This is a genomic window from Streptomyces sp. NPDC058751, assembly GCF_042746485.1.
In the GTDB taxonomy this organism is placed as follows: domain Bacteria; phylum Actinomycetota; class Actinomycetes; order Streptomycetales; family Streptomycetaceae; genus Streptomyces.
Genome location: NZ_JBHYPZ010000016.1, coordinates 1 through 24,565, shown reverse-complemented (window position 1 = coordinate 24,565; position 24,565 = coordinate 1). Strand labels below are relative to the sequence as shown.

The following is a 24,565-nucleotide window of genomic DNA, read 5'->3' as shown; positions in this document are numbered from 1 at the left end:
GCGGGACGGGCGCCGTACGGGCACGTCCGCGGTGCGGCGGTGCCCGGGTCCGCTCCGGGCACCGCGCGCCGCCGGTCTCACATCGTCCGGGCGCGGCCCTCCCAGTAGGGGTCGCGGAGCCGTCGTTTGTAGAGCTTCCCGTTGGGGTCGCGGGGCATGGCCGTGATGAAGTCGACGCTCTTGGGCCGCTTGTAGCCGGCGAGCTGCCGTTCGCAGTGGGTGAGGATGTCCGCGGCGAGGGCCGGTCCGGCCTCGTGGCCCGGCGCGGGCTCCACCACGGCCTTGACCTCCTCGCCCCAGTCGTCGTGCGGGATGCCGAAGGCGGCCGCGTCGGCGACGGCGGGGTGGGAGAGCAGCGCCGCCTCGATCTCGGCCGGGTAGATGTTGACCCCGCCCGAGATGATCATGTCGATCTTGCGGTCGCGGAGGAACAGATAGCCGTCCTCGTCGAGCAGACCGAGGTCCCCGACGGTGAAGAAGTCGCCGATGCGGTTCTTGCGGGTCTTGCCCTCGTCCTTGTGGTACGAGAATCCGCCGGTGCTCATCTTCATGTAGACGGTGCCGAGTTCACCGGGCGGCAGCCGGTCGCCGTCGTCGTCGAAGACGGCGAGTTCGCTGATGGGCCAGGCCCTGCCGACGGTGCCGGGCTTCTTCAGCCAGTCCTCGGCGGTGGCGAAGGCGCCGCCGCCCTCGCTGGCCGCGTAGTACTCCTCGACGCACTCGCCCCACCACGCGATCATGGCCCGCTTCACGTGGTCGGGGCAGGGGGCGGCGCCGTGGATGGCGTGCCGCATGGAGGTGACGTCGTAGCGGGACTTCACCTCGTCGGGGAGGGCCAGCAGCCGGTGGAACTGGGTCGGCACCATGTGGGTGTGGGTGCACCGGTGCGCGTCGATGACGCGCAGCATCTCCTCGGGCGTCCACTTGTCCATCAGCACCAGCCGGTGGCCGATGTGCAGGGAGGCGCCCGCGAACTGGAGGACGGCGGTGTGGTAGAGCGGGGAGCAGACGAGGTGCACGTTGTCGTCGAACGGCCTGATGCCGAAGATGGCGAGGAAGCCGCCGAGGTACGACTCCTCGGGGAGCTTGCCGGGCAGCGGGCGCCTGATGCCGCGCGGGCGGCCGGTGGTGCCCGAGGTGTAGTTCATGACCCAGCCGAGGGTGCGGTCGGCGGGCGCGGAAGCGGGCTGTCCGTCGAGGAGTCCGGCGTACGGCCTGAAGCCCTCGATCTCGCCGACGGCGTACCGCCGTGCCGGGGGGAGCTTCGCCTCGTCGGCGGCGTGCCGGGCCGCGTCGGCGAACCGTTCGTGGGCGATGAGGACCTTGGCTCCCGAATCGGAGACGATCCAGGCGATCTCGGGCCCGACGAGGTGGTGGTTGACGGGGACGAGGTAGAGGCCCGCCTGCGAGGCGGCGAGGTAGGAGACGAGGAACTCGACGCCGTTGGGCAGCACGGCCGCGAAGGAGTCGCCGCGTTCGAGGCCGGCGGCGCGCAGTCCGTGGACGAGGCCGTTGGCCGCCGCGTGCAGCCGCCCCGCGGTCCACTCCTCGCCGTCCGGGGTGACCAGGACGACCCGCTCGGGATCGGCGGTGGCCTGGGCCCAGAAACCGTTGGGTGCTGTGGTCATGCCTGCTCTCCCCTGCCCGCGATGCGGTTGATGCGGTCGACGGCGCGCTCGAAGCCCCGGGTCAGGTCGTCGAAGACCTCCTGGACGGAGCGTTCGCTGTTCATCCGGCCGACGATCTGCCCGACCGGCGTGCCGAGCAGCGGCTCCACCTCGTACCTCTGGATGCGGGAGACGGCGTCGGCGACCAGGAGTCCCTGGAGCGGCATGGGGAGCGCGCCGGGGCCGTCCGGGTCGTCCCAGGCGTCGGTCCACTCGGTGCGCAACTGGCGTGCGGGCTTGCCGGTCAGGGCGCGGGAGCGGACGGTGTCGCCGGAGCCGGCGGCGAGCAGTTTGCGGGTGACGGCCGGTGAGTGCATGTCGGCCTCCGTCACGGTCAGCCAGACCGATCCGAGCCACACTCCCTGGGCGCCGAGGCTCAGCGCGGCGGCCACCTGCTGTCCGCTGCCGATGCCGCCCGCCGCCAGGACGGGCAACGGGCCCACCGCGTCGACGACTTCGGGCGTGAGCACCATCGAGGCGATCTCCCCGGTGTGTCCGCCCGCCTCGTAGCCCTGGGCGACGACGATGTCGATGCCGGCCTCGGCGTGCTTGCGCGCGTGCCGGGCGCTGCCCGCGAGGGCCGCGACGAGCACCCCCTTCTCGTGGGCGCGCCGGACGACGTCGGCGGGCGGTGAACCCAGCGCGTTGGCCAGCAGTTTGATCGGGTAGTCGAAGGCGACGTCGAGCTGGCCGCGGGCGACCTGTTCCATCCAGCCGGTGATGCGCCAGCCGGACGCCTCCCCCTCGGCGAGTCCGGGGACGCCGTACTTGGCGAGGGTGTCCTCGACGAACCGGCGGTGCCCCTCGGGGATCATCGCCTCGACGTCGGCCTCGCTGACGCCCTCGACCTTCTTGGCGGGCATGACGACGTCGAGGCCGTAGGGCCTGCCGTCGACGTTCGCCTCGATCCAGTCGAGGTCGCGCTCCAGGTCGGCGGGAGCGGTGTAGCGGACCGCGCCGAGCACACCGAACCCGCCCGCGCGGCTGATGGCCGCGGCGACGGCGGGAAACGGCGTGAAGCCGAAGACGGCGTGCTCGACTCCCAGTTCCTTGCTCAGCTCCGTCTGCATGGGCGCAGGATGCCGCAGACGTCCGGACGAGGGAAGGCCTTTTCTGATACTCCGTCAGATATCGCGCCGCCCCTCCGGCGGGGTTGACACGCCCACGCCTGACGGGAAAGTTTCACCCGGCACGGCAGACCCGGAAAGATGCTTTCAGGCGACGCGAGCGAGAGGCTTCCCGATGACCGAAGGCGTCAAGGACTCCGCGAAAGGCACACAGGGCAGGGCCGGCGGCGGGCTGACCCGCCGTCAGTGGGGCAGAGCCGTACTGGCGACGGGCGGTGCGGTGGCCCTCGCCCCCTTCCCCGCGGGCCCGGCGGCGGCCTCCGCCGGGGACGGCCACCGGACCCTGCGGCACGGCACGCCCCGGCAGGCCGGACTGCTCGCCGGCCACCTGCGCCGACTCGTCGCGGACGCGCAGGCGTTCCTCGACCCCTCGCCCCGGCACCCCTGGTACGCCGGGGCCGTCCTGCTGGCCGGCCGGGGCGGCACCGTCGCCCTGCACGAGCCCATCGGCGCGGCCGTGCGCTACGCGGCGTACGACGAGAAGACCGACACCGGCGTGGAGTTCCCCGCCGAGCGGCAGATCCCGGCGTCCAGGGACACGGTCTACGACCTCGCCTCCGTGTCCAAGCTGTTCACCTCCGTCCTCGCGGTGCAGCAGCTGGAACGCGGCGCCCTGGAACTGGAGGCCGCCGTCGCCTCGTACCTCCCGGAGTTCGCGGGCGGCGGCAAACAGGACGTGACCGTCCGTCAACTGCTCACCCACACCTCCGGTTTCCGCTCCTGGATCCCGCTGTACAAGGCGCCGACGCGCGAGGGGAAGCTCCAGCTCCTCTGGGACGAGAAGCCCGTCGCCCCGCCCGGCACCGCGTACCTGTACTCCGACCTGAACCTGATCTCGCTCCAGCTCGTCCTGGAGAGGATCACCGGCCGGACCCTCGACACCCTGCTGCGCGAAGAGGTCACCGGTCCCCTCGGCATGGACCGCACCCGCTACAACCCGCCCGCCTCCTGGAAGCCGCTGATCGCCGCCACCGAGGACGCCCGGCCGCCGTGGTCGGGACTGGACCGCGGGCTCGTGTGGGGAGAGGTCCACGACGAGAACGCGTACTCCCTGGGCGGGGTCGCCGGGCACGCCGGGGTCTTCTCCAGCGCCTGGGACCTGGCCGTCCTCGGGCGCACGCTGCTGAACGGCGGCGCCTACGGCAAGGCGCGCGTCCTGCGGCCCGAGTCGGTGGACCTGATGTTCACCGACTTCAACACCGCCTTCCCCGGCGACGAGCACGGCCTCGGGTTCGAGCTCTACCAGCACTGGTACATGGGCGCGCTGGCGACTCCGCGCACCGCCGGGCACACCGGCTTCACCGGCACCTCGCTCGTCCTGGACCCGACGACCGACTCCTTCCTGGTGGTCCTCGGCAACTCCGTCCACCCGGTGCGCAACTGGCGATCCGGATCCGCTCCCCGGGTCGCCGCCGGGAACAACCTCGCGCGGGCCGTCGCGGTGCGTCCGGCGCACGGCCGTACGTCCTGGTTCTCCGGGATGGCGAGCGCGACAACGGCGACCCTGACGCTGCCCGCCCTCGACACCACCGCCGGTCCCGCCCGGCTCCGCTGCGCGCTGTGGTGGGACACCGAACCCGGGTCGGACGTCCTGTCCCTGGAGTCGTCCGCCGACGACGGCGCCACCTGGCGGCCGGTCCCCTTCACGACCCGGCGGCGGCCCGAGGACCCGCTGGATCATCCGGCGGGAACGGCCACCGGGTGGTCGGGGCGCGCCTGGCACCGGCTGGACGCCGGCCTGCCGGGCGCCACGGCGCTCACCCTGCGCTGGCGGTACACGACCGACCGGCTGTACGTCGGCCGCGGCGCGTACGTCGACGCGCCGCGGGTCGAGTCGGGCGGCCGCGTCCTCTTCGACGGGTCGAGACCCGCGGACGCCGGGCGGATCGCGGCGGAGGGCTGGGTGGCCTCCGAGGACTGACCGCGGGGTGGCGGGTGCCCTCCGGGCCGGGGCGCGCCCGACCCTGACGGGATGCACCCGCTCCTGCCGGGAACGGCCGCTTTCCCGGGGGCGCGCCCGATCCCGGCGGGAGCACGCGCTTCCCCACGCACAGGGCGCGCCCGCTCCCGGCAGGGGCGCGCGCCCTGACGGCGGCCTTCGGTCTAGCCCTCCCCTGCCAGGGACTCCAGTACGGCCTTCGCGGCGTTGTGCCCCGGCACCCCGCTCACCCCGCCGCCGCGCACCGCGCCCGCCCCGCACAGCATCACGTTGGCGTGCCGGGTCTCCACGCCCCAGCGGCCCGTGCCCTCCTGGGCGTAGGGGAAGGCGAGGTCGCGGTGGAAGATGTTCCCGCCCGGCAGCCGCAGGTCCCGCTCCAGGTCGAGCGGGGTCTTCGCCTCGATGCAGGGCCTTCCGTCCGCGTCGGTGGCCAGACAGTCGGCGAGCGGTTCGGCGAGGTGCGCGTCGAGCTGCGCCAGCGTCGACTTCAACAGTTCCTCGCGCACGGCGTCGTTGTCCCGCTCGAAGAGCCGGGCGGGCGTGTGGAGGCCGAAGAGCGTGAGCGTCTGGTAGCCCCGCTCGGCCAGGTCCCGGCCGAGGATGCTGGGATCGGTGAGCGAGTGGCAGTAGATCTCGGAGGGCGGCGCCGCGGGCAGCTCACCGGCCGCGGCCTGGGCGTGGGCGGCCGCCAGCTGCTCGTACCCCTCCGCGATGTGGAAGGTCCCGGAGAACGCCTCGCGCGGGTCGACGGCGGTGTCGCGGAGCCTCGGCAGCCGCTTGAGCAGCATGTTCACCTTGAGCTGCGCGCCCTCCGCCGGGGCCGGCGGCTCGTCGCCCGTGAGGTGGGCGAGCTCCTGCGGCGAGGCGTTCACGAGGACGTGACGGGCGGCGACCACGCCCTCGCCGTCGGCCGTCCGGTAGGTGATCTCGGCGGACCGGCCGTCCGTGTCGATCCGCAGCACCTCGTGGCCGGTCTCGATCACGGCGCCCGCCGCGCGCGCCGCGCCGGTGATCGCGTCGGTGAGGGCGCCCATGCCGCCGACGGGCACGTCCCAGGCTCCGGTGCCGCCGCCGATCACGTGGTAGAGGAAGCAGCGGTTCTGCCGCAGTGAGGGATCGTGGGCGTCGGCGAAGGTGCCGATGAGCGCGTCGGTGAGGACGACACCGCGCACGAGGTCGTCGGCGAAGTACTCCTCGACGGCCCTGCCGACCGGCTCCTCGAAGAGGATCCGCCAGGCGTCCTCGTCGTCGACGCGCGCCCTCAGCTCCTCGCGGGTGGGCAGCGGTTCGGTGAGCGTCGGGAACACCCGCTGGGCGACGCGGCCGGTCATCCCGTAGAAGCGCTGCCACGCCCCGTACTCGCGCTCGGACCCCGTCAGCCGGGCGAACGCCTCGCGGGTGCGCCGCTCGCCGCCGCCGACGAGCAGGCCGGTGGGCCGTCCGTCGCGCTCCACGGGCGTGTACGAGGAGACGGTCCGGCCCCGGACCCGGAAGTCGAGGCCCAGGTCCCGCACGATCTTCCGGGGCAGCAGGCTGACCAGGTACGAGTAGCGCGACAGCCGTGCGTCGACCCCGGTGAAGGGCCGGGTGGAGACGGCTGCGCCGCCGGTGTTCCCGAGGCGTTCCAGCACCAGCACCGACCGGCCGGCCCGCGCCAGATAGGCGGCGGCGACCAGTCCGTTGTGGCCTCCGCCGACGATCACGACGTCATGTCCCTCGTGTACAGGCATGCCTCTTCGTAGCACGTGGTGATCTACGTCGGCCAGGGGTGCGCGGCAGGCGGCGGCACCCGTACGGACCGGTCCGTCAGCGGTCCGGGCGGGTGTTGAGGCGGGCGGCCCTGCGGGTCAGGTGGTCGCGCTCGGCCAGGTCGGGCGCCTTGCGCGCCGCCTCCGCGTACAGCCGTGCCGCCTTCGCCAGGTCGCCGGCGCGCTCGTGCAGGTACGCGGCCACCGCGGTGTGGCGGGGCAGCGAGTCGTCCAGTTCCGCGAGCGCGGCGAGGCCGACGCGCGGCCCGTCGGCCTCGCCGACGGCCACCGCGCGGTTGAGGCGGACGACGGGGCTGTCGGTCAGCCGCACGAGTTCGTCGTACCACTCGACGATCTGCGTCCAGTCGGTCTCCTCGGCGGTGGGGGCGTCGGCGTGGAGGGCGGCGACGGCGGCCTGGGCCTGGAACTCGCCCAGCCGGTCGCGGGCGAGGGCCGCCTGGAGGATCGCGACGCCCTCGGTGATCGCCGTGGTGTCCCACAGGCCGCGGTCCTGCTCGGCCAGCGGCACCAGGCTGCCGTCGGGCGCGGTCCGGGCGGCACGCCGGGCGTGGTGGAGGAGCATCAGGGCGAGCAGCCCCGCCACCTCGGGGTGGTCGATCTGAGCGGCGAGCTGCCGGGTGAGGCGGATGGCCTCGGCTACGAGGTCGACGTCGCCGGAGTAGCCCTCGTTGAAGACCAGGTAGAGGACGCGCAGCACGGTGGCGACGTCACCGTGCCGGTCGAGCCGGACCCCGGAGACGGTGCGCTTGGCCCGGCTGATGCGCTGTGCCATGGTCGCCTCGGGCACCAGGTAGGCGCGGGCGATCTGGCGGGTGGTGAGCCCGCCGACGGCGCGCAGGGTGAGCGCGACCGCGGACGACGGGGTCAGCGAGGGGTGGGCGCACAGGAAGTAGAGCTGGAGCGTGTCGTCCACCGCGCTCGCGGGTCCGGCCGCGGGCTCCTCGTCGACGAGGTCCTCGCGCCGGCGGCGGGCGGCATCCGCGCGGGTCGCGTCGAGGAACTTGCGCCAGGCCACGGTGATCAGCCAGCCCCTGGGGTCCCGCGGCGGGTCGGCGGGCCAGGCGCGGACCGCCTCGACAAGAGCCTCCTGCACGGCGTCCTCGGCCGCCGCGAAGTCGGCTCCGCGGCGGACGAGGACGGTGAGCACGCCGGGCGTGAGGCTCCTGAGGAGGGCCTCATCCATGGCCGAGGCACTCCGTGACGGTGGGGTGTGCGGTCAGGAACGGGCGCACCTCCAGCCATTCGTGGATCGGCTTCCCGCCCGCCCCGGGGGCGGCCGACAGCTCCCCGGCCAGCTCGACGGCGCGCTCGTGACTGTCGACGTCGATCACCATCCAGCCGGCGATGAGGTCCTTGGTCTCGGCGAACGGGCCGTCGGTGACCGGCGGGCGCCCCTCACCGTCGTACCGGACCCACTGTCCCTCGGGGGCGAGCGCCTGGCCGTCGACGAACTCGCCGGTCTTCTCCAGCCGGGCCGCGAAGTCGTTCATGTACTGCACGTGGGCCGAGATCTCCTCCGGCTTCCACTGGTCCATGGGCACGTCGTTGACCGCGGCCGGGGCGCCCCGGTAGTGCTTGAGAAGCAGGTACTTGGCCATCGTGATCTCCTCCGTACTGATACGGCCATTCTGGTCGCGTTCACCTCCGGGACGGAGCGGGCCACGGGTTCTCGACATCACCGGCGAAAATTTTTTCTGCCCCTGTGGAGGAACGCGGGACAACGCTGGACGGCGGGCGGCCCCGGCGGTCAGCCTCCCCGGGCCGCCCGCCGCTGCCGCAGGGCGGCCACCCTGCGGTACAGCTCCGCCGCTTCCCGTCCGTGCCCGAGCTGTTCCAGGCAGTGGGCCTCGTCGGTGCGGCCGGCGAGGGTGTCGGGATGGTCGACGCCGAGCACCCGCTCACGGGCGGAGGCGACGCGCCGGTACTCGGTGAGGGCGTCGGCCCAGCGTCCGAGCCAGCCGAGCCCGACGGCGACCTCGCGGCGGCTGACGAGGGTGTCGGGGTGGTCGGCGCCGAGGGAGCGCTCACGGATGGCGCACACGTCACGGGACTCGGCGAGGGCTTCTTCCCAGCGGCCCAGGCGGCCGAGGTTGACGCCGAGGCCGTGCCGGGCGCGCAGGGTCTCGGGATGGGTGGCGCCCTGTGCGCGGGTGCGGTCGCCGACGAGCGCGCGGTACAGCTCCAGCGCCTGTGCGCTGCGGCCGAGTCTGCCGAGGCTGATGCCCACCTCGTAGCGCGCGGCGAGCGTGTCCGGGTGGTCGGGGCCGAGCGCCCGGGCACGGGCGCCCGCCACCTCCTGGTAGGTGTGCAGCGCCTCGGCCCAGCGCCCCAACTGGCCTAACGCGTAAGCGACTTCGTAGCGGGTGACGAGGGTGTCCGGGTGGGCAGGACCGAGCACCCGGGCCCGGGCCGCGGCGACTTCGGCCGCCATGCGGTACGAGTCCTCCAGGCGTCCGAGCCTGCTCAGGTTGAAGGCGAGGTTGTGGCGGCAGCGCAGGGTGTCCGGATGGTCGGGGCCCATCGCGCGCTCCCGGGCGGCGAGCACCGAGGTGTATGCCTGGTGCGCCTCGAGGTGACGGCCCAACTGGCCCAGCACGTAGGCCATTTCCTGCCGGGCGGCCAGGGTGTCGGGGTGGTCGACGCCGAGCACCCGCTCTCTGGTCTGGGCGACACGCGCGTACTCGCCGAGCGCTTCGCCGGGGTGTCCGGTGCGGCTGAGGGTGAAGCCGATCTCGTAGCGGCTGGCGAGCGTGTCCGGATGGTCGGGGCCGAGCAGCCTCTCCCGTTCGGCGGCGACCGAGCGGTGGACCTCGCCCGCCTCGGCCCACCGGCCGAGCCGTCCGAGGCTCAGCCCTGCGTTGTGCCGCCCGGTCAGGGCGGTGATCGCCTGCGCCGTGGGAGCGGGTCGCCCTCCGTGGCCGGGGAGGGGCGGGACGGCGGTGGAGGGACGGGCGGTCCACTCGCCGGTGAGGCCCGCCGACGCGTCGGGAGGGGTGCCGCGCCGCCCCGTGCCGGTGGCCTTGCGGCCGGTGGTCATGCCCTCGGTCCAGGACGGCAGCCCGGGTGTCCGGGAGGGTGGCCGCCCGGGTCCGGACGGGAATGCCGGCGTCGGCGCCGGCGTCGCGGGCCGGCGTCCGGAGCCTGGGTGCGCCGGGGCCGGGGCGACCACGGTCGGCACGTACAGCGGCGCGGTCCGCCCGGCGGTGATGCGGCGGGCGATCTCGCCGGCGTCCCGCGGGCGCTGCTCGGGCCGTTTGGCGAGCAGGTCGAGGATGATCCGCTCCAGGTACTCGGGGAGGTCGGCCCGGTGGCTGCGGGGCGGCTCGGGCACGGTGTCGCGGTGGCCGACGAGGATGGCCCAGGAGTCGCCGAGGTCGAACGGCGGGGCTCCGGTGGCGATCTCGTAGAGCACGCACCCGAAGGAGTAGAGGTCGCTGCGCTGGTCGACCTCCGCGCCGCTGATCTGTTCCGGCGACATGTAGTGCGGGGTGCCCATCGCCACGCCGGTGCTGGTGAGCCGTGAGGTGAACCCGATGTCGTGGCCGAGGCGGGCGATGCCGAAGTCGCAGATCTTCACGGTGCCGTCGGTCAGCCGCATGATGTTCGCGGGCTTCAGGTCGCGGTGCACGACGCTCTGCCGGTGGGTGTAGGCGAGCGCGGCGGTCACCTGGTCGGCGATGTCGACGACGTCGTCGACCGCGAGCGGATGGTGCCGGTTCTCCTCCAGGAGCTGGCCGAGGTTGTGCCCTTCCAGCAGTTCCATCACCAGGTACAGCACGCCGTCGGACTCGCCGAAGTCGTGGACGACGGTCACTCCGCGGTGCTGGAGGGCCGCGGCCACCCTGGCCTCGCGGCGGAACCGCTCGCGCAGGACGCGGGTGAAGGACGGGTCGTGGTGCGGGCCGAGCGGCTTGAGGCACTTGACGGCCACCTGGCGGCCCAGCGATTCGTCCCGCGCCCGCCACACCTCGCCCATGCCGCCGCGCCCGATCGGATCGAGGAGCCGGTACCGGCCCTGGATCAGCCTGCTCTCCGCCATCTCGTGTGATCGCCCCCGTCGTGCTCGGCCCCGGGCCCGCCCCCGGCCTCGTCCAGTATGACGAGCTATCTGCCGACTTTGTACGGCGTCGGAGGCGAGCCGGGGCCGAGCCGTGACACGTCCGGGAGATTGTTTCCGGCCGGGAGGTGCCGGCGCGGCCGTGCGGGAACACAGCGCGCCGTGGTGCCCATGACACGTGGCGCCGGATCACGGCGGCGCGCTCCCCGCGGTACGGCGCGTGGGCGCACCACGACAGGGAGAAGCGCGCGTTCCCGGCGCGCACGCCGCCTCCACGACGTGCGCGCCGGGAGGAACGGGCTCTGGCCGGAAGCTCTGAATGATGGTTCACTTCTTCCATGGCCTACCGCAAGACCCCTTCCGAGCTCCGCCGTCTCGAAGCGGCCAGGGAGCACCTCGTCGCCCGCGCCACCTCGGTCGTCGCCGAGGTGGGCTGGGCCCAGGCGTCGGTGACCGCCGTCGCCGACTCCGCCGGGATCTCGGCCGGCTCGGTGTACCAGCACTTCCCGTCCAAGGCGGCACTCGCCGTCGAGGTGTTCCGGCGCGCCGCGGGCCGCGAGGTGGAGGTGCTCGGCGAGGTGCTGGGCGGCGAGGGCGACCCCGTCGAACGGCTCGCCCGCGGCATCGAGGTGTTCGCGCGCCGGGCCCTGGAGAACCGCGGGCTGGCGTACGCCCTGCTCGCCGCCCCGGCCGAGGCCGCGGTGGGCGCCGAGCGCCTCGCATTCCGGCGCCGCTACCGCGCGTTGTTCGCCGAGGTGGTGCGCCAGGGCATGGCGGAGGGCCTGCTGCCCGACCAGAACGGCGAGATCACCGCCGCGGCGCTCACCGGCGCGGTCGGCGAGGTTCTCGTGGACCCGCTCGGCGCCCCGTCCGAGCACACCGCCGACGAACTCCTCGCGGAGCTCACCGCCATGGCCCTGCGGTGCGCGGGCGCTCCCGCGGCCTAGGACCTGTCGTCAAATTCCCGCCTGCCTCGCGACGCCTGGCACTCCCCCTAGCTCTTCGAGCAGGGGGGACCCCCACTCGCCGCACCGGGCGAAAGCCCCAGTACGTCCAGTACGAGGACTTCCGCCCGGCACGCCGAGAGCACGCACCAGACGCCGCGAGGCCGCCCTTCGGGCGACGACGGGAATTTGACGACAGGCCCTAGGGCTTCGCGCTCCGGCGGCCGGAGGACGGCACCGGGGCCGGGTCCGGTTCCGGGCCGGCACCGACGAGCGGTCCCCGGCACCGCATACCCGGCCTTCCAGCCTTCCCCGCCCTTCCCCGCCGACCCGCACACCGGAGGTTCCGCATGTCCGTGACCACCACGGCGCTCAGCCGTCCCACCGCCGTGACGCACGAAGTGACCAACCAGCCGCCGCCGTTGACAGGTCACGACGCCGCGGCCGACCCCGTGCTGCTGGAGGGGGTGAGCCGCGAGGGGGCCTCCTGGCACCTCGACGAGCTCCACCGCTTCGGCCGGTACGTCGCCGGCGCGGAGGCGCAGACCTGGGCGGACCAGGCCAACCGCCACGAGCCCGAACTGCGCACCCACGACCGCTACGGCCATCGCGTGGACGAGGTCGAGTTCCACCCCGCGTACCACGCGCTGATGGACGCCTCGGTGAGCGCGGGCCTCGCGGGTGCCGCCTGGGCCGACGAGCGCCCCGGCGCCCATGTCGCGCGGGCCGCGGGCTTCATGCTGGCCACGATGCTGGAGCCCGGCCATCTGTGCCCCGTCTCCATGACGTACGCGGTGGTCCCCGCCCTGCGCCACTCCCCCGAGCTCGCCGAGACCTACGAGCCCCTGCTCACCAGCCGCGTCTACGAGCCCGGACTGCGGACCCCTGCCGAGAAGCCCGGACTGCTCGCCGGGATGGGCATGACCGAGAAGCAGGGCGGCAGCGACGTACGCGCCAACACCACCACCGCGGTCGAGCGGGGCGACGGCACCTGGCGGCTGCGCGGCCACAAGTGGTTCACCAGCGCCCCGATGAACGACCTGTTCCTCGTCCTCGCGCAGGCGCCCGGCGGGCTCTCCTGCTTCCTGGTCCCGCGCGTGCTCCCCGACGGAAGCCGCAACACCTTCCGCGTCCAGCGGCTCAAGGACAAGCTCGGCAACCGCTCGAACGCGAGCAGCGAGCCCGAGTTCGACGACACCGTGGCCTGGCTCGTCGGCACCGAGGGCAAGGGTGTGCGCACCATCATCGAGATGGTGACCATGACCCGCCTGGACTGCGTGCTCGGCTCCGCCGCCGGTACCCGCGCGGCCCTCGCCCAGGCCGCCCACCACGCCCGCCACCGCTCCGCGTTCGGCGCCAGGCTGATCGACCAGCCGCTCATGCGCAACGTCCTCGCCGACCTGGCCCTGGAGTCGGAGGCCGCCACCACCCTGGCCCTGCGGCTGGCCGGCGCCGCGGACCGCGCCCAGCGCGGCGACGGCCGGGAGCGCGCCTTCCTGCGCCTGGCCACGGCCGTCGGCAAGTACTGGGTGTGCAAGCGCCAGCCCGCCGCGGTCGCCGAAGCCCTCGAATGCCTCGGCGGCAACGGCTACGACGAGGCGTCCGGCATGCCCCGGCTGTACCGCGAGGCCCCGCTCAACAGCATCTGGGAGGGCTCCGGCAACGTCAGCGCCCTCGACATGCTGCGCGCGCTCACGCGTGAGCCCGAATCGCTGGAGGCGTTCCGCGCGGAGATCGGGGCGGCGACCGGCGCCGACCACCGACTGGACGCCGCCTGGCGGGAGTTGCGCGGCGAACTCGTCCTCACCGAGGACGCTCCCCTGCGCGCCCGCCGGGTCGCCGAGCGGGCCGCGCTCGTCCTCCAGGCGTCCCTGCTCGTCCGCCACGCCCCGCCCGCGGTGGCCGACGCCTTCTGTGCGTCCCGGCTGGCCGGGGACCGGGGCCTGGCCTTCGGAACCCTGCCGCCGGGGACGGACTTCGCGGGGGTGCTGGAACGGCTTCCGGTCTGACGGCCGCGAGAGCCAGGGCGTCCCGTACGTGCCCCGCGACGGCACCAGCCGGCAACCGCCGCCGCTGGAGCCGGGGTTCGGCTCCGGGCCGGCCTGCCGACGCCTGCGTGCGGCCCCGCTCCACCGGAGGGACGGTCCGGGGCACCACGCCCCGGCCGTACCTGCCCGGCCGGGGCGTGGTGCCCCGTGTCGGCGGACAGCGCCACACTGGCGCGACGGATCACATGGAGATCGCCAGGGACCTGGTGCGGAACCGTTTCCCCGAGGCCCGGGCCGCCTTCCTGGCCGGCAGCGTACTGGCGCACCGCCGCACGCACACCTCCGACCTGGACATAGTGGTGCTGCTGTCCGGCCCGCCCGCTCCCTTCCGGGAGAGCCTGGTGCACGAGGGCCGGCCGGTGGAACTGTTCGTCCGGACCGAGGCCGACGGGCTCGGAGCCGCACTGCAGGCGGAATCCCGGGAACGGCTGGCAGCGGGGCCTCCTCCCGCGTCGGCGGCAGAACTGGAAGACCGGCGGTACGCGCTCACCGACGGCCTGGACGACCTTCGCGGCTGCGCCGACCCGTTGGAGCGGACATACATCGTGGCCGACCCGCTGCGGCGCGCCTCCGAACCGGCCCCGCTGGCGGGCGGGCACCGGCTCGGCAGCGGCAAGTGGCTCTCACGGCGGCTCGCCGCGGCCGAACCCGGACTGGCACGGCCGTCTGACGGCAGGCGCGGCCGCGGCGATGTCCCGTACGGCCGGTGGAACGGGCCATTTCACAGAAGCGGTGGAAGAAGTCCCGGAGTCGGCCGGCGACCCCAGGACCGTGAGGGCCAGACCCGCGAGAAGAACGGTGGCGGCGGACGAGGCCGGGGTGTCGCCGAAGACCAGCACTCCCAGGCCGTACAGCATCGTCGCCAGACCGCCGAGCACCACCAGCAGCATCAGGCAGCCCAGGTTCAGCAGAGGCCCCCCGGCGTGTTGTTGCGCTTCGTCCGTCATGGCGTCCCCGGAGAATTCGCGGATGCCGACGCCGAACGTGGCCGTTCTCCCGCGGCCGGCCGGGCTTGCCGCCCCTCGGTGGCGAAGGCTCCGACACCGCCCGGGCGCCCCGTCTTCGGGAACGGTTCAGCGGCTCGTGGGACGCGGGCGTCCGAGCGCGAACCGGCTCGGTCCGGGCTCTCCGCGTACCAGCGCGGCCGCCAGCTCGCCGATGACCGACGCGAACTTGAAGCCGTGCCCGGAGAACCCTCCCAGCACGGTGACCGGGCCCTGCCGGTCGACGACGAAGTCGTGGTCGGGGGTGGTGGTGTACAGGCAGGTCACGGCCTCGGGCGCGGTGTGGTCCACGCCGGGGAGCCAGCGCTCGGCGTACGCCGCCAGCTCCCTCAGGACCGCGGCGTCCGGGGTGCGGTCGCGCCGGTCGGGGTCGACGACCGGGCCGACGCCGTGGAAGCCCGCCTTGACGCCGTCGGTGCTGCCGAGTCCGTACACCCCGTCCGCGGTGAGGCCGTCCACGGGCAGCGCGGCACCCGGGTGGTGGATGTAGCTGGGCCAGGCGAGCGCGTCCGCCGCGGGGAAGTGCGCGGGCTGCTCCTGGGTGACACGCAGCGCCGGTACGCCGCCGACCGGCGGAGCGGTGCCGCCGCCCAGCATTGCAGGCGCCCAGCCGCCGACCGCGACCACGACCGCGTCGGCGCGCAGTTCCTCCTCCGTGTCCGTGACCACCCGGACCCCGGCGTCGCCGTGCACCGACAGCCCGGTCACCCGGACGCCGTGCCGGATCTCCGCGCCGTGCGCCCGCGCCGCCTGCTGGAAGGCGGTGACCGCCTCGTCGGCGTGCAGGCGTCCGGCCTCCGGGTGGAAGACCGCGCCGGTGTCGGCGCGCAGCCCCGGCCAGCGCTCGGCGACCTCCTCCGGGGCCAGCCTCTCGGCAGGGTGTCCGGCGGCGGTCAGCACCTCGTACAGTGCCCCGGTCGTGGCGGCCGGGCCGTGGTCGACGGCTCCGGTGAGGGTGAGCACCTGCCGTCCCGTCTCCTCCTCCAGCCGTCGCCACAGCGGCAGCGACCGCACGGCGAGACCGACGTAGAAGGGGTCTGCGTAGGCCAGCCGGAAGATCCGCGAGGTGCCGTGCGAGCTGCCCCGGTCGTGGCCGGGCGGGAAGCGCTCCAGCAGGGTGACGCGGTCACCCCGGGCGGCAAGCCGCCACGCGGCGGACGAGCCCATGACCCCGCCACCGATGACGACGACTCGACGAGAAGACACGACGCTCGATCCTTTGGTGGACGATCCGGACCGGCCGGGCAACCGGGCGCCCCGAGGTTTTCCGGTGTGACCTGCAGCTTTCCATGAGCCGTCAGCTTTGCGAGTGAACCACGGCCGAACCGCGCGAGCGCACGTCCGAGGAAGCGGTGTGCGGGAAAGGGAAGCGACGGCCCGGGGGATTCGGCCCGGCCTACTCGGTCAGCCGGCTCCGCGCGAACGACAGGAGGTCGTCGCCCCCGATCTCGCGGGGCCGGCCGTCCGGTGTCTCCCATTCCGCGATGAACCACGCTCCGTGCCACTCGACCCGCCACACCTTGCCGTGACGGTTCTCGAACTCGACGAAGCTGCCCTCACCGCCCTCCATCAGCCGAAGCTCCTCCAGCAGGCGCTTCGGTTCGGTCAGGCCGCGTCCGGGGTTGCCGCTCCGGCCCCGGGTGCGCGTGTTGGCGTAGCGCATCTTGAGAAAGGGGAGGGGCTCGCGGTCGAAGTTGTTCATCTTGAGCATGCGGTACCGGGAGACGGCCTCTTCGAGGGTCTCGTCCCCGGAGAACTCGCAGGAATGGGCGGGAAACGTCAGGCGGACGTGCGGAGTGAGGTCGGGATTCTCGACCCGGTAGAAGCCGTGCACCTGCGGCCCCACCCCCGCCACCACGTCGAACCGCCTTCCCCCGGGCGCCGCGAATCCGCCGGCCGTGCCCAGATGGGGATGGCCCGCGAAGATGTCCTCCTCGTGCTCGCGCGCGAACTCCAGTGTGGCGACGGCCAGTTCCTGGTCGTACGAATTGCGGGCACTGAGCTGGAGCAGCCGCCGGCCGTCCGCGGAGAGGGCGCCCGCGAAGTCGATCCCCGGAGCGGGTGACCAGTGCCAGGCGTCCGCCGGGCCGGGAAGCGGCTCCACGTTGCGGAAGCCGCTCACTACGGCACGGATGTCCATGATTCCTCCACGATCAGGTGCATGAGTAGCCCTCGCCGACTTCCTGGATGTAGGTGTCCGTCATACGGCCGCCGCCGCGTGAGTTCTCGCTCCAGTCCATCGGTTCCAGATGATCCGTGTTGTTGTAGAAGCCGTTGCGCGCCGCCCTGTCGCTGAAGCGTCCCTCGCGGTTCCAGTGCTGGACCACCGGGTCCAGATGCTCGTAGGTCACCGTCCGGTTGAAGGGCTTCGGGTTCTCGGCGGTCGGGTCCCAGATCAGCTCGTCGTTGCCGTTGCGCCAGGTGAGCTGGTCGCGCGGGATCCTCACGTCGTTCGCGTCACGCGGTACTCCTCCGAGCGCCCGGCCCTCGTCGGTGTAGTTCTCGACCATGTAGTCGTGGGTGGACGTCCGGTATTCGGAAGGGTACTGATTGTCGCGCGTGTACTCGCGCTCGCCCTCGGGGAGGGCCGGGTCCCGCCCGAACCGCATGCCGTTGTTCGGGTCCTGCCAGGACAGGCCCAGCGGGTCGGTCCACCGGTAGGGATTGGGCACGTAGGCGCTGTCGTTGGGACCGGCGGCCAGGCCGAGCGGGTCCGGGCTGGTGTACTGCGCCGTCGCGGGGTCGTAGTGGCGCTCGTAGTTGTAGTGCCACCCGGTCTCCCGGTCGGCGTACTGGCCGGGGAAGCGCAGGAGGCACTCGACCTCCCCGGTGCCGGCGCCCTGGAACCGCTCGGGGAGCCGCTCGCCCCACAGGGTCGTGCGGGGCTGCCGGGCCACCTCGCCGTCGGCGGAGACCAGTTCGGACGGAGCGCCCGACAGGTCGGTGACGACGGCGTGGAAGCACGCGTCCAGGTCGGCGCCGGGCCGGTCGAGCTGGGCCACCGGCTGGTGGCCGCCCGGGCGGTAGTCCCACGACGTGGCCCGGCCGGCGCGGGTCACCTGCTCGATGAGCCTCGTACCGTCCCAGGAGAAGCGGATCTCGTCGGCGACGGCTCCCCCGTCGTCGAGTCGCTGCTTCGCCACGCGCCGCCCGAGGGAGTCGTACAGGTACGTCCAGCGCTCGCCGTCCCGGGTCGTCGTCCCGGTCAGCCTGTTGCGGCTGTTCCACGTGTACGTCTGCGTCCGCCGCTGCCCGTTGAGGAGGCGCAGCACGGAGCGCACGACGCGTCCCTCGCCGTCCCGCTCGTACCGGGTGCGGCCGCGGTGCGTGATCCGGCCGCCGGCGTGGGTGCGGTCCGCGTCGGTGTCGTCCGTCCCCGGGAGCGTGGCGCGGCTGACGTTGCCCGCCTCGTCGTACCGGTAGCGCTCGGTCCAGCCCCGTCCGTCGACCGTCGTGACGCGGCCGCGCGGATCGAGGCCGAACCGCATCTCTCCCCCGGTGAGCTCCTCGATGCCGGTCGGGATGCCGTCGGGCCGGTAGGTGTACTCACGCCGCTGGAGGAGCGTGCCCGCGGAACCGCGCACCAGGTGCTGGGTTCCGAGCCGGCCCGCGGTGTCCCAGGACTGGCCGAGCGTGACGCCGCCGGGCAGCCCCCGCTCGGTCTCCCGCCCCAAGGCGTCGAACCCGAACGTGATGCGGTGTCCGTCGGTGTCGAGCGCGGTGGGACGACCGGCGCCGTCGTACGTCCAGGTGGACTCGATGCCCGTGGGGGTGCGCCGCAGGACTCGGCGTCCCAGGGAGTCGTACGCGTAGCGGGTGGTCCTGCCGTCGACGGTCTCGGACAGCAGCAGGCCGAGCTCGTCGTACTCCCGCTCGACGGTGACCTCCGGACCGCTCTCCCGCACCACACGCCCGGCCGCGTCGTAGGTGTAGCGGATCGAGAGGCCGTCGTGCCGCAGCTCGGTGAGCCGGCCGAGTGCGTCACGGCCGAACTCCACCGTCTCGCCGGCGCCGTTGGTCCGGGACGCGAGCGTGCCCATGGCGTCCGGCCGGTAGGTGAGGGTCCGGCCGGTGAAGTCGCTCTCCTCGATCAGCCGGTTCGCCGCGTCGTACGTGTACCGCCAGGACCGCTCGTGCGGATCCGTCACGCTCAGCAGGTTCAGCTCGGTGTCGTAGCCGAACGAGAGGGTGGTGCCGTCGCTCGTCGTCCGCGCCGCGACCTGGCCGAAGGGTCCGACCGTGAAGGAGGTGACGTGTCCGGCCCGGTCGGTCTGGGCGAGCAGATTCCCCTCCGCGTCCCACTCCCAGGTCTCCCGGTGCCCGTCGGGGCCCTGACGCCACACGGTCCGGCCCTCGACCGTCGTGCCCAGGCGCGTGGTGCGGCCGAGCGGGTCGGTGACGCCGGACACCCTGCCGAAGTCGTCGCGTTCGATCGTGGTCACCGCGCCCAGGACGTCGGTGAACTCCACGGGCAGCCCCGCGCCGTCGCAGCGGGCCCGGCTCGTCCGGCCGGCCGGGTCCGTGGCGGCGACCAGGCCGCCGTGCTCGTCGTAGGCGTACCGGGTCTCCAGACCGGTCGGGCCGATCGTGGCGACGTGGTCGGCGCCCTCGTAGACGTTCCGCCAGACCGCTCCGCCCGGGGTGACCGCCCGCACCAGCCGGTGCAGTTCGTCGTACGTCGCCTCGGCCGAGGTCCCGTCGGGACGGACGACGGCGGTGACGTTGCCGGCGGCGTCGTGCCGGTAGCGGACGGTCCCGCCGAGCGGGTCGGTCTGGGAGACCAGGCGGTCGAACCGGTCCCATTCGGCGGTCACCGACTCGCCGAGGGCGTTCGTCGTGGAGACGAGCTGGAGCCGCTCGTTGTGGCGGTACGTCGTGCTGCGGCCGAGGGAGTCGGTGTACCGCGTGGTGCGTTCCTCCTCGTCATAGGCGATGACGCAGTTCAGCACGGAGTCCACGCCGGTGCCCCTGACGACCCGGTCGGAGGTGTCGTACTCGTAGCGGTACCAGTCCCCGGTGCGGTCGGTCCAGGAGGTGATCCGGTCGTCGCCGTCGTAGGTCAGCCTGTACGGCAGGCCGCTGGAGTCGTAGATCTCGGTGAGGCGTCCGTCCTTGTAGCCGTACCGCACCAGGGGGGTCGACCCACCGTCGGAGCGGCGGAGCCCGAGCCCCGTCACGCGCGCGCCGTCCGCCTCGACGATCACGTGGTAGCCGCCGGAGTGCCGCATGGCGGTCGGGGTGCCGGAGGAGTCGTAGTCGAAGTCGACACGGTTCCCGTTGCGGTCCGAGAGGGCCGATATCGGAAGCGTGAACGCGGTGTCGTGCCTCTGGTTCCGGCCGACCGGGGCGAAGTGACGGGTCAGACCCGTCCTCGGGTCGGTGACGTGCATGGCTCCCGGCCGTTCGCGGTCCCGGGCCAGGGGCCACCGCGGGCCTTCCGCCGGCATGACGGCGTCCGCGCCGACCGGTACGGGATAGACCAGGATCATCCCGTCCTCCGTCGCGAACAGCACTCCCTCGTCGTCGAGTTCCAGGCGCTGGTCCAGCGTGGATGCCCACGAGGGCCCGAACCAGCGCCCACAGCGGTAGGTCGACACATGAGTTCGCGCCACACCCAGACGCAGCACTCCCTGGAGGAGCACGTCCGTCTGGGTCATGAGCATCTCACCGGAGACCATGTCGACGGGGTCGCCGTTCTTGCACCGGCCCTTGGCGGGCTTGCCGGCGGCCACCGCGTCGTCCGCGCCCCTGCGCAGTCCGGTCTTCAGGCCCTTGACCATGCCTTTGAGCCCCAGCTTGCCCAGCGACCTGAGTCCCTTGGCGAGACCCCCGAGCGTGGTCAGGCCCTTCATGCCGGGTATGCAGTCCAGCGCGGCGAACGCCACGTCCCACAGCGACGCCTGCCCCTTGGCGTACTTGTTCAAGGTGTCCGCGAGGACGACCAGCGCGGCGATCAGCACGATCGTCCCGAGAATCGGCCCACCGATGATCATCGCGATGATCCCCAGGACGGCGACGACCACTTTGCAGACGGTGACGATGGTGTCCCAGTTGTCGACGAACCAGTCCCCGACCTCCTCGTACCACTTGCGGTTCCGGATCCCCGCGTCGGACGCCTCATCGATCTTGCGCTTCGCCTCACCCGCCGCTTCCTCACGCATCCGACGGGCATCCGCGGCCATCTTCTTCGCCGCGTCCAACGCGCTCCGCGCCGACGTCACGTCCGACTGGGCCGACATGTGCGCGGCCTTGGCGCTCTGCGCGTCCCGCGTCGCCGCGCGCACCTTCGCCTCGTCCGGCTTCGGCACGTCCTTGCCCGCGCCCTTGTCGTCCTTGTACTTGTCGGCTTCCTTGTTGGCGTGGGTGACCCACGACTCGGCCGACGAGAGACGGGACCTGGCGGAAGACAGATCGGCCCGGGCCTCCCGACCGTCGGCCAGGGCCTTGTCCGCGAGGGCCTGCGCACGCTCCAGCTTCGGCCAGTACGCCGCCAGCGCGTCACCCGCCAGGTCGTACGACTTCTTCAGCTTCTTCAGATCCTTCGGCACACCGGAGAACTCGTCCCGGAACACCCCCGCGGTCCTGCCCGCCATCGTCAGGACGGCGTCTTCCTCCGCCATCCCCTTCACCAACCGCAACACGTCCTGCACGTCATCGGCGAAGCCGTGCAGACTCCTGGCGAGCGACTTCACCCGAACCGGATCCCCCGGCGTCGGATCCCGCTCCAGGTCCAGTACGTGCCAATCCGTCGGCCGATACCCCGCCACCACGCAACCCCCGTCACGCCGACACCCTCAACCACGCATACGCACGTGCGAAGTTACTCGGTACTGACGTTCGATGGGAAACACGCGTGACGGCCCCGGCCGAGCTCGCAACGTCCGACGAGGTGACCGTGCGCATCCGGTTTCCGCGGAATCCACGGCGCGCTCGTGATCACCAGGGGACGACGCCGTCGTCCTCGAAGAACGAACCGGTCGGACCGCCGTCGGGCAGCGTGGCGAGCCGGATCGCCGTCGCCGCGCCCTGTTCAGGAGTGCGGGGCCCTTGGAAGCCTGTGAAGTCGGTCGCGACCAGGCCCGGGCAGGCGGCGTTGATCAGGATGTTCGTACCGGCGAACTGCCGGGCGTACTGCACGGTGAGGGCGTTGAGGAACGACTTCGACGGCGCGTAGGCCGCCATGATCGGGCCGATCTCGATGTCCGGGTCCGCCTGCCGGGTCAGGGAGCCGACGCTGCTGGAGACGTTGACGACGCGTGGCGAGGCCGAGCGCCGCAGCAGGGGCAGCATCGCGTTGGTGACCCGGACGACACCCATGCCGTTGGTGTCCACGACCGTGCGGAGCACCTCCAGGTCGAGCGCGGTCGGGTCCTGCACCCACCCCGGGCCCATCTCGCCCGAGACGCCGGCGTTGTTGACCAGGGCGTCCAGGCGCCCGGCCAGCCGTTCGACCAGTTTCGCGGCATCGGTGACGCTCCGGTCGTCCGTCACGTCCAGCGGTACCCCGAACGCGTCCACGCCGACGGCGCGCAGCTTCCCGACGGCGGTTTCGCGTCGGGCCGCGTCGCGGGCTCCCACGCCCACGCGGTACCCGAGGCCGCCCAGCCCGGCCGCGATCTCGTACCCGATGCCCTTGTTCGCGCCGGTCACCAGCGCGATCCTCGTTTCGCTCATGCTGATGATGCTGGCTCGCGGACGAGTGGCGCGGCCAACACCGATACGGTGCCCTGTCATACCTGCCGGGTATCACCGCGTATGCTGCGGCCGTGGAGACCCTGGAGACCCGCGAGTTGAGGTACTTCGTGGCGGTCGCCGAGGAACTGCACTTCGGGCGTGCCGCCGAGCGCCTCGGCATGGCCCAGCCGCCGCTGTCGCGGGCGATCCAGCAGCTCGAACGGCGCCTCGGGGTCTGCCTGCTGGAGCGCAACCGCCGCGGTGTCCGTCTGACCGGCGCCGGAGAGGTGCTGTTGCACGAGGGCCGGGCGGCCCTCGACGCGACCGCTGCCGCCGCTCGCCGCACCCGGCGCGCCGGCGGCGCCGACGGCCCCGGCGACCCCCGCGGTCGGCTGGTCCTCGCGGTGAAGGCCGCCGCGTCCCACGAACTGCTGCGGAAACTTCTCGACGCCTACGCGGCCGAGCCCGACGGCGCCGAGATCGAGGTGCTGCCGTGCGGCATCTGCGAGCAGGAAGAGCTGCTGCGCGACGGACGCGCCGATGTCGCACTCATGCACACGCCGTGGAACTCCCTCGCCGGGTTCGACAGCGAGGCGCTGACGACCGAGGGACAGGTCGCCGTCCTGCCTGCCGGGCACCCCCTCGCCGCCCGCGAGACCCTGTCCCTGGCCGATGTCAGGGACGTCCCCGATCTGCCGCTCGCCCGCTGGCCCACCCACGGCACCTACGCCCCCGGCCCGGGCCCCGAGATCCACAACCAGACACAACTGGCCCAGCTGATCGCCCTCGGACGCACCGTGGCGGTCGTCCCCGACTCCGCCCGCTCCTGGCTGTGGGCCGAGCACACGGCCGTCCCCCTGACCGACGCGCCTCCCGTCGTGACCCACATCGTCTGGCCCGCCCACAGCCGCTCCCTCGCCCTGGCCGGCCTGATCCGCACGGCCGCGCGGCTATGACCGGCTCCTGCCCCCGTCGGTCGGCACCCGGGACTCGATCCCACCGAATCCGGGTGCCGACCGTCCTCGGTACGTGACAACCGACGTCCGTGGTCACAAGGGCTGTGACCACAGCCGCTAGGTGTCTCCGGAGCATCGCTTTGACCTGCACTTTTGCCAACCAGCTTCAGCAGTGTGGGGAGCTTTCTGCCGAGGATTCTTGGCACATCGGTACAGATTCACAGATCTTCCTACCCTGCGCCGCAAGAAGGCCCCCTCCCTCCTCGGCTGCCTGCATCAGCACATCCCCAACCACGACGTCACCCCGGATCCTCCCCAGAGCGCCGCTGGATCATTCCCTCAAAGGCGGGTCCCCGGTTCCCTGGTCGTCAACGACGCTGCTGCTGTAGCGCATCACGGAAACTGCCGCTCTGACCCGCTCAGACCACTACGGCAAGGCGCCGCATGTCCGGCCTGGGCGCCCCCAGTTGCACAGTCACCTTTCGCCGGATCGGTCAAAGGGACACAGCACGTCGAACCGTCTCCCTGAGGCCCTCCAACACGGATGCCGCATTGCCCCTGCTGGCAGTCGGCGCGATGGGCACGACGGAGATCCGAAGACCCTTAAGATGATCTTCGTATTCTCCATCGCACTCTCGGCATGTAAGGCAGAGACGTGGCTCCCCAGTCCCCGCTGCTCGATCACGCACCAGTTGGCGCATCGAGCGCTACTGTCCCCTGGTCGGACACCTCGACATTGCACGATCTCGCCCGAATGCATGCCATCTCAGCTGATGCCATCAGTCAACTGGTCATGCCGCCGGACTGGACCGCCCGTTGGACTACGGCGTGGCGCTTCGGGCGGACGTTGGTCGGCTGTGCCGTTAGGGACCTGGACCAAGTCGACGTGCTCTCGAGTGTTCCTGTGCGCCGCTTCAGTTGGCGTACCGATCAGTGGCATCGTCCCGGTCTTGGGTACCTGGTCAGTACCGACCGTCACCATGGCTTCGAGAGCTTCGAGGAGGAACTCCTCCTTCTGGCATCGGACTTCTCGGGATCTCTACTGGAGGCTCTTGCTCAGCCGTTCCGTCTGCGGTTCCACAGCGCCAACGGGAGTGTCCAGCACACCCCGGACTATCTTCTGCTGACCGATGACACGCCGTGGCTCATCGACGTGCGGCCTTCAGCACGGATCGAGCCTGAGGACGAGGTCAAGTTCGCCGCTGCGGCCGAGGTCGCCTTAGTTGCCGGGTGGAACTATGCGGTGGTTGCTGGTTGGCACGACCATGCAGTGAGCCTGATCGACACGGGCCTTGACCCCAGATCCTGAACACGGGTTATGCGGCTGGTGTCAGCGTAGTTGGTGTGAGGTGGAAGGCGTTCTCGAAGGCGATCGGTGAT

General features: G+C 72.5%; 16 protein-coding genes. 5 read left to right on the top strand and 11 right to left on the bottom strand.

Annotated elements, in window-relative coordinates; all coding sequences use genetic code 11:
• Positions 1 to 77 precede the first annotated feature (77 nt).
• Entirely contained in the window at positions 78 to 1,628 is a 1,551-nt protein-coding gene (locus ACFW6B_RS16790; protein ID WP_386596571.1) for an acyl-CoA synthetase, read from the bottom strand.
• Entirely contained in the window at positions 1,625 to 2,737 is a 1,113-nt protein-coding gene (locus tag ACFW6B_RS16785) for an NAD(P)H-dependent flavin oxidoreductase (RefSeq protein WP_386596569.1), read from the bottom strand. Before ACFW6B_RS16785 ends, ACFW6B_RS16790 begins: the two co-directional genes overlap by 4 nt.
• A 172-nt stretch (positions 2,738 to 2,909) precedes the next feature.
• On the opposite strand from ACFW6B_RS16785, the gene ACFW6B_RS16780 reads away from it, so the two are divergent.
• Entirely contained in the window at positions 2,910 to 4,715 is a 1,806-nt protein-coding gene (locus ACFW6B_RS16780) for a serine hydrolase (RefSeq protein WP_386596567.1), read from the top strand.
• A 182-nt stretch (positions 4,716 to 4,897) separates the two neighbouring features.
• On the opposite strand, the gene ACFW6B_RS16775 is transcribed toward ACFW6B_RS16780, so the two are convergent.
• From ACFW6B_RS16775 to ACFW6B_RS16760, 4 genes are all read right to left on the bottom strand, one after another.
• Positions 4,898 to 6,463, bottom strand: coding sequence for a phytoene desaturase family protein (locus tag ACFW6B_RS16775; protein WP_386596565.1), 1,566 nt, complete (start codon positions 6,461 to 6,463; stop codon positions 4,898 to 4,900).
• 76 nt (positions 6,464 to 6,539) lie between these two features.
• On the bottom strand, positions 6,540 to 7,685 hold the full coding sequence (locus ACFW6B_RS16770; protein ID WP_386596562.1) for an RNA polymerase sigma factor: 1,146 nt from the start codon (positions 7,683 to 7,685) through the stop codon (positions 6,540 to 6,542).
• Positions 7,678 to 8,100: a YciI family protein gene (locus ACFW6B_RS16765; RefSeq protein WP_386596560.1), complete on the bottom strand. Its 423-nt coding sequence runs from the start codon at positions 8,098 to 8,100 to the stop codon at positions 7,678 to 7,680. The genes ACFW6B_RS16770 and ACFW6B_RS16765 overlap by 8 nt, the downstream gene beginning before the upstream one ends.
• A 149-nt stretch (positions 8,101 to 8,249) precedes the next feature.
• Positions 8,250 to 10,541, bottom strand: coding sequence for a tetratricopeptide repeat protein (locus ACFW6B_RS16760; protein WP_386596558.1), 2,292 nt, complete (start codon positions 10,539 to 10,541; stop codon positions 8,250 to 8,252).
• A gap of 356 nt (positions 10,542 to 10,897) precedes the next feature.
• Between ACFW6B_RS16760 and ACFW6B_RS16755 the strand changes: the two genes are divergently transcribed.
• On the top strand, positions 10,898 to 11,506 hold the full coding sequence (locus ACFW6B_RS16755) for a TetR/AcrR family transcriptional regulator (RefSeq protein ID WP_386596556.1): 609 nt from the start codon (positions 10,898 to 10,900) through the stop codon (positions 11,504 to 11,506).
• Positions 11,507 to 11,853: 347 nt separating this feature from the next.
• Positions 11,854 to 13,512: an acyl-CoA dehydrogenase family protein gene (locus tag ACFW6B_RS16750; protein ID WP_386596554.1), complete on the top strand. Its 1,659-nt coding sequence runs from the start codon at positions 11,854 to 11,856 to the stop codon at positions 13,510 to 13,512.
• Between the two features lie 662 nt (positions 13,513 to 14,174).
• Here ACFW6B_RS16750 and ACFW6B_RS16745 read toward each other — a convergent pair.
• The 5 genes from ACFW6B_RS16745 to ACFW6B_RS16725 form a co-directional block, all read right to left on the bottom strand.
• Positions 14,175 to 14,498, bottom strand: a complete 324-nt coding sequence (locus ACFW6B_RS16745) for a hypothetical protein (RefSeq protein WP_386596552.1) — start codon at positions 14,496 to 14,498, stop codon at positions 14,175 to 14,177.
• 126 nt (positions 14,499 to 14,624) lie between these two features.
• Positions 14,625 to 15,761 (bottom strand): FAD-dependent oxidoreductase, encoded by a 1,137-nt coding sequence (locus ACFW6B_RS16740; protein ID WP_386596550.1) that lies wholly within the window; start codon positions 15,759 to 15,761, stop codon positions 14,625 to 14,627.
• Positions 15,762 to 15,951: 190 nt separating this feature from the next.
• A complete protein-coding gene (locus ACFW6B_RS16735) occupies positions 15,952 to 16,695 on the bottom strand; it encodes a hypothetical protein (RefSeq protein ID WP_386596548.1) in 744 nt (247 codons plus the stop codon).
• Between the two features lie 13 nt (positions 16,696 to 16,708).
• Positions 16,709 to 21,247 carry an RHS repeat-associated core domain-containing protein gene (locus tag ACFW6B_RS16730; protein WP_386596546.1) on the bottom strand — a complete coding sequence of 1,513 codons (4,539 nt, stop codon included), beginning with the start codon at positions 21,245 to 21,247 and terminating at the stop codon, positions 16,709 to 16,711.
• A gap of 244 nt (positions 21,248 to 21,491) precedes the next feature.
• Entirely contained in the window at positions 21,492 to 22,229 is a 738-nt protein-coding gene (locus tag ACFW6B_RS16725; RefSeq protein ID WP_386596544.1) for an SDR family NAD(P)-dependent oxidoreductase, read from the bottom strand.
• 92 nt (positions 22,230 to 22,321) lie between these two features.
• On the opposite strand from ACFW6B_RS16725, the gene ACFW6B_RS16720 reads away from it, so the two are divergent.
• Both ACFW6B_RS16720 and ACFW6B_RS16715 read left to right on the top strand, forming a co-directional pair.
• Positions 22,322 to 23,185, top strand: a complete 864-nt coding sequence (locus tag ACFW6B_RS16720) for a LysR family transcriptional regulator (RefSeq protein ID WP_386596542.1) — start codon at positions 22,322 to 22,324, stop codon at positions 23,183 to 23,185.
• A 754-nt stretch (positions 23,186 to 23,939) separates the two neighbouring features.
• Entirely contained in the window at positions 23,940 to 24,494 is a 555-nt protein-coding gene (locus ACFW6B_RS16715) for a hypothetical protein (RefSeq protein WP_386596540.1), read from the top strand.
• Positions 24,495 to 24,565 lie beyond the last annotated feature (71 nt).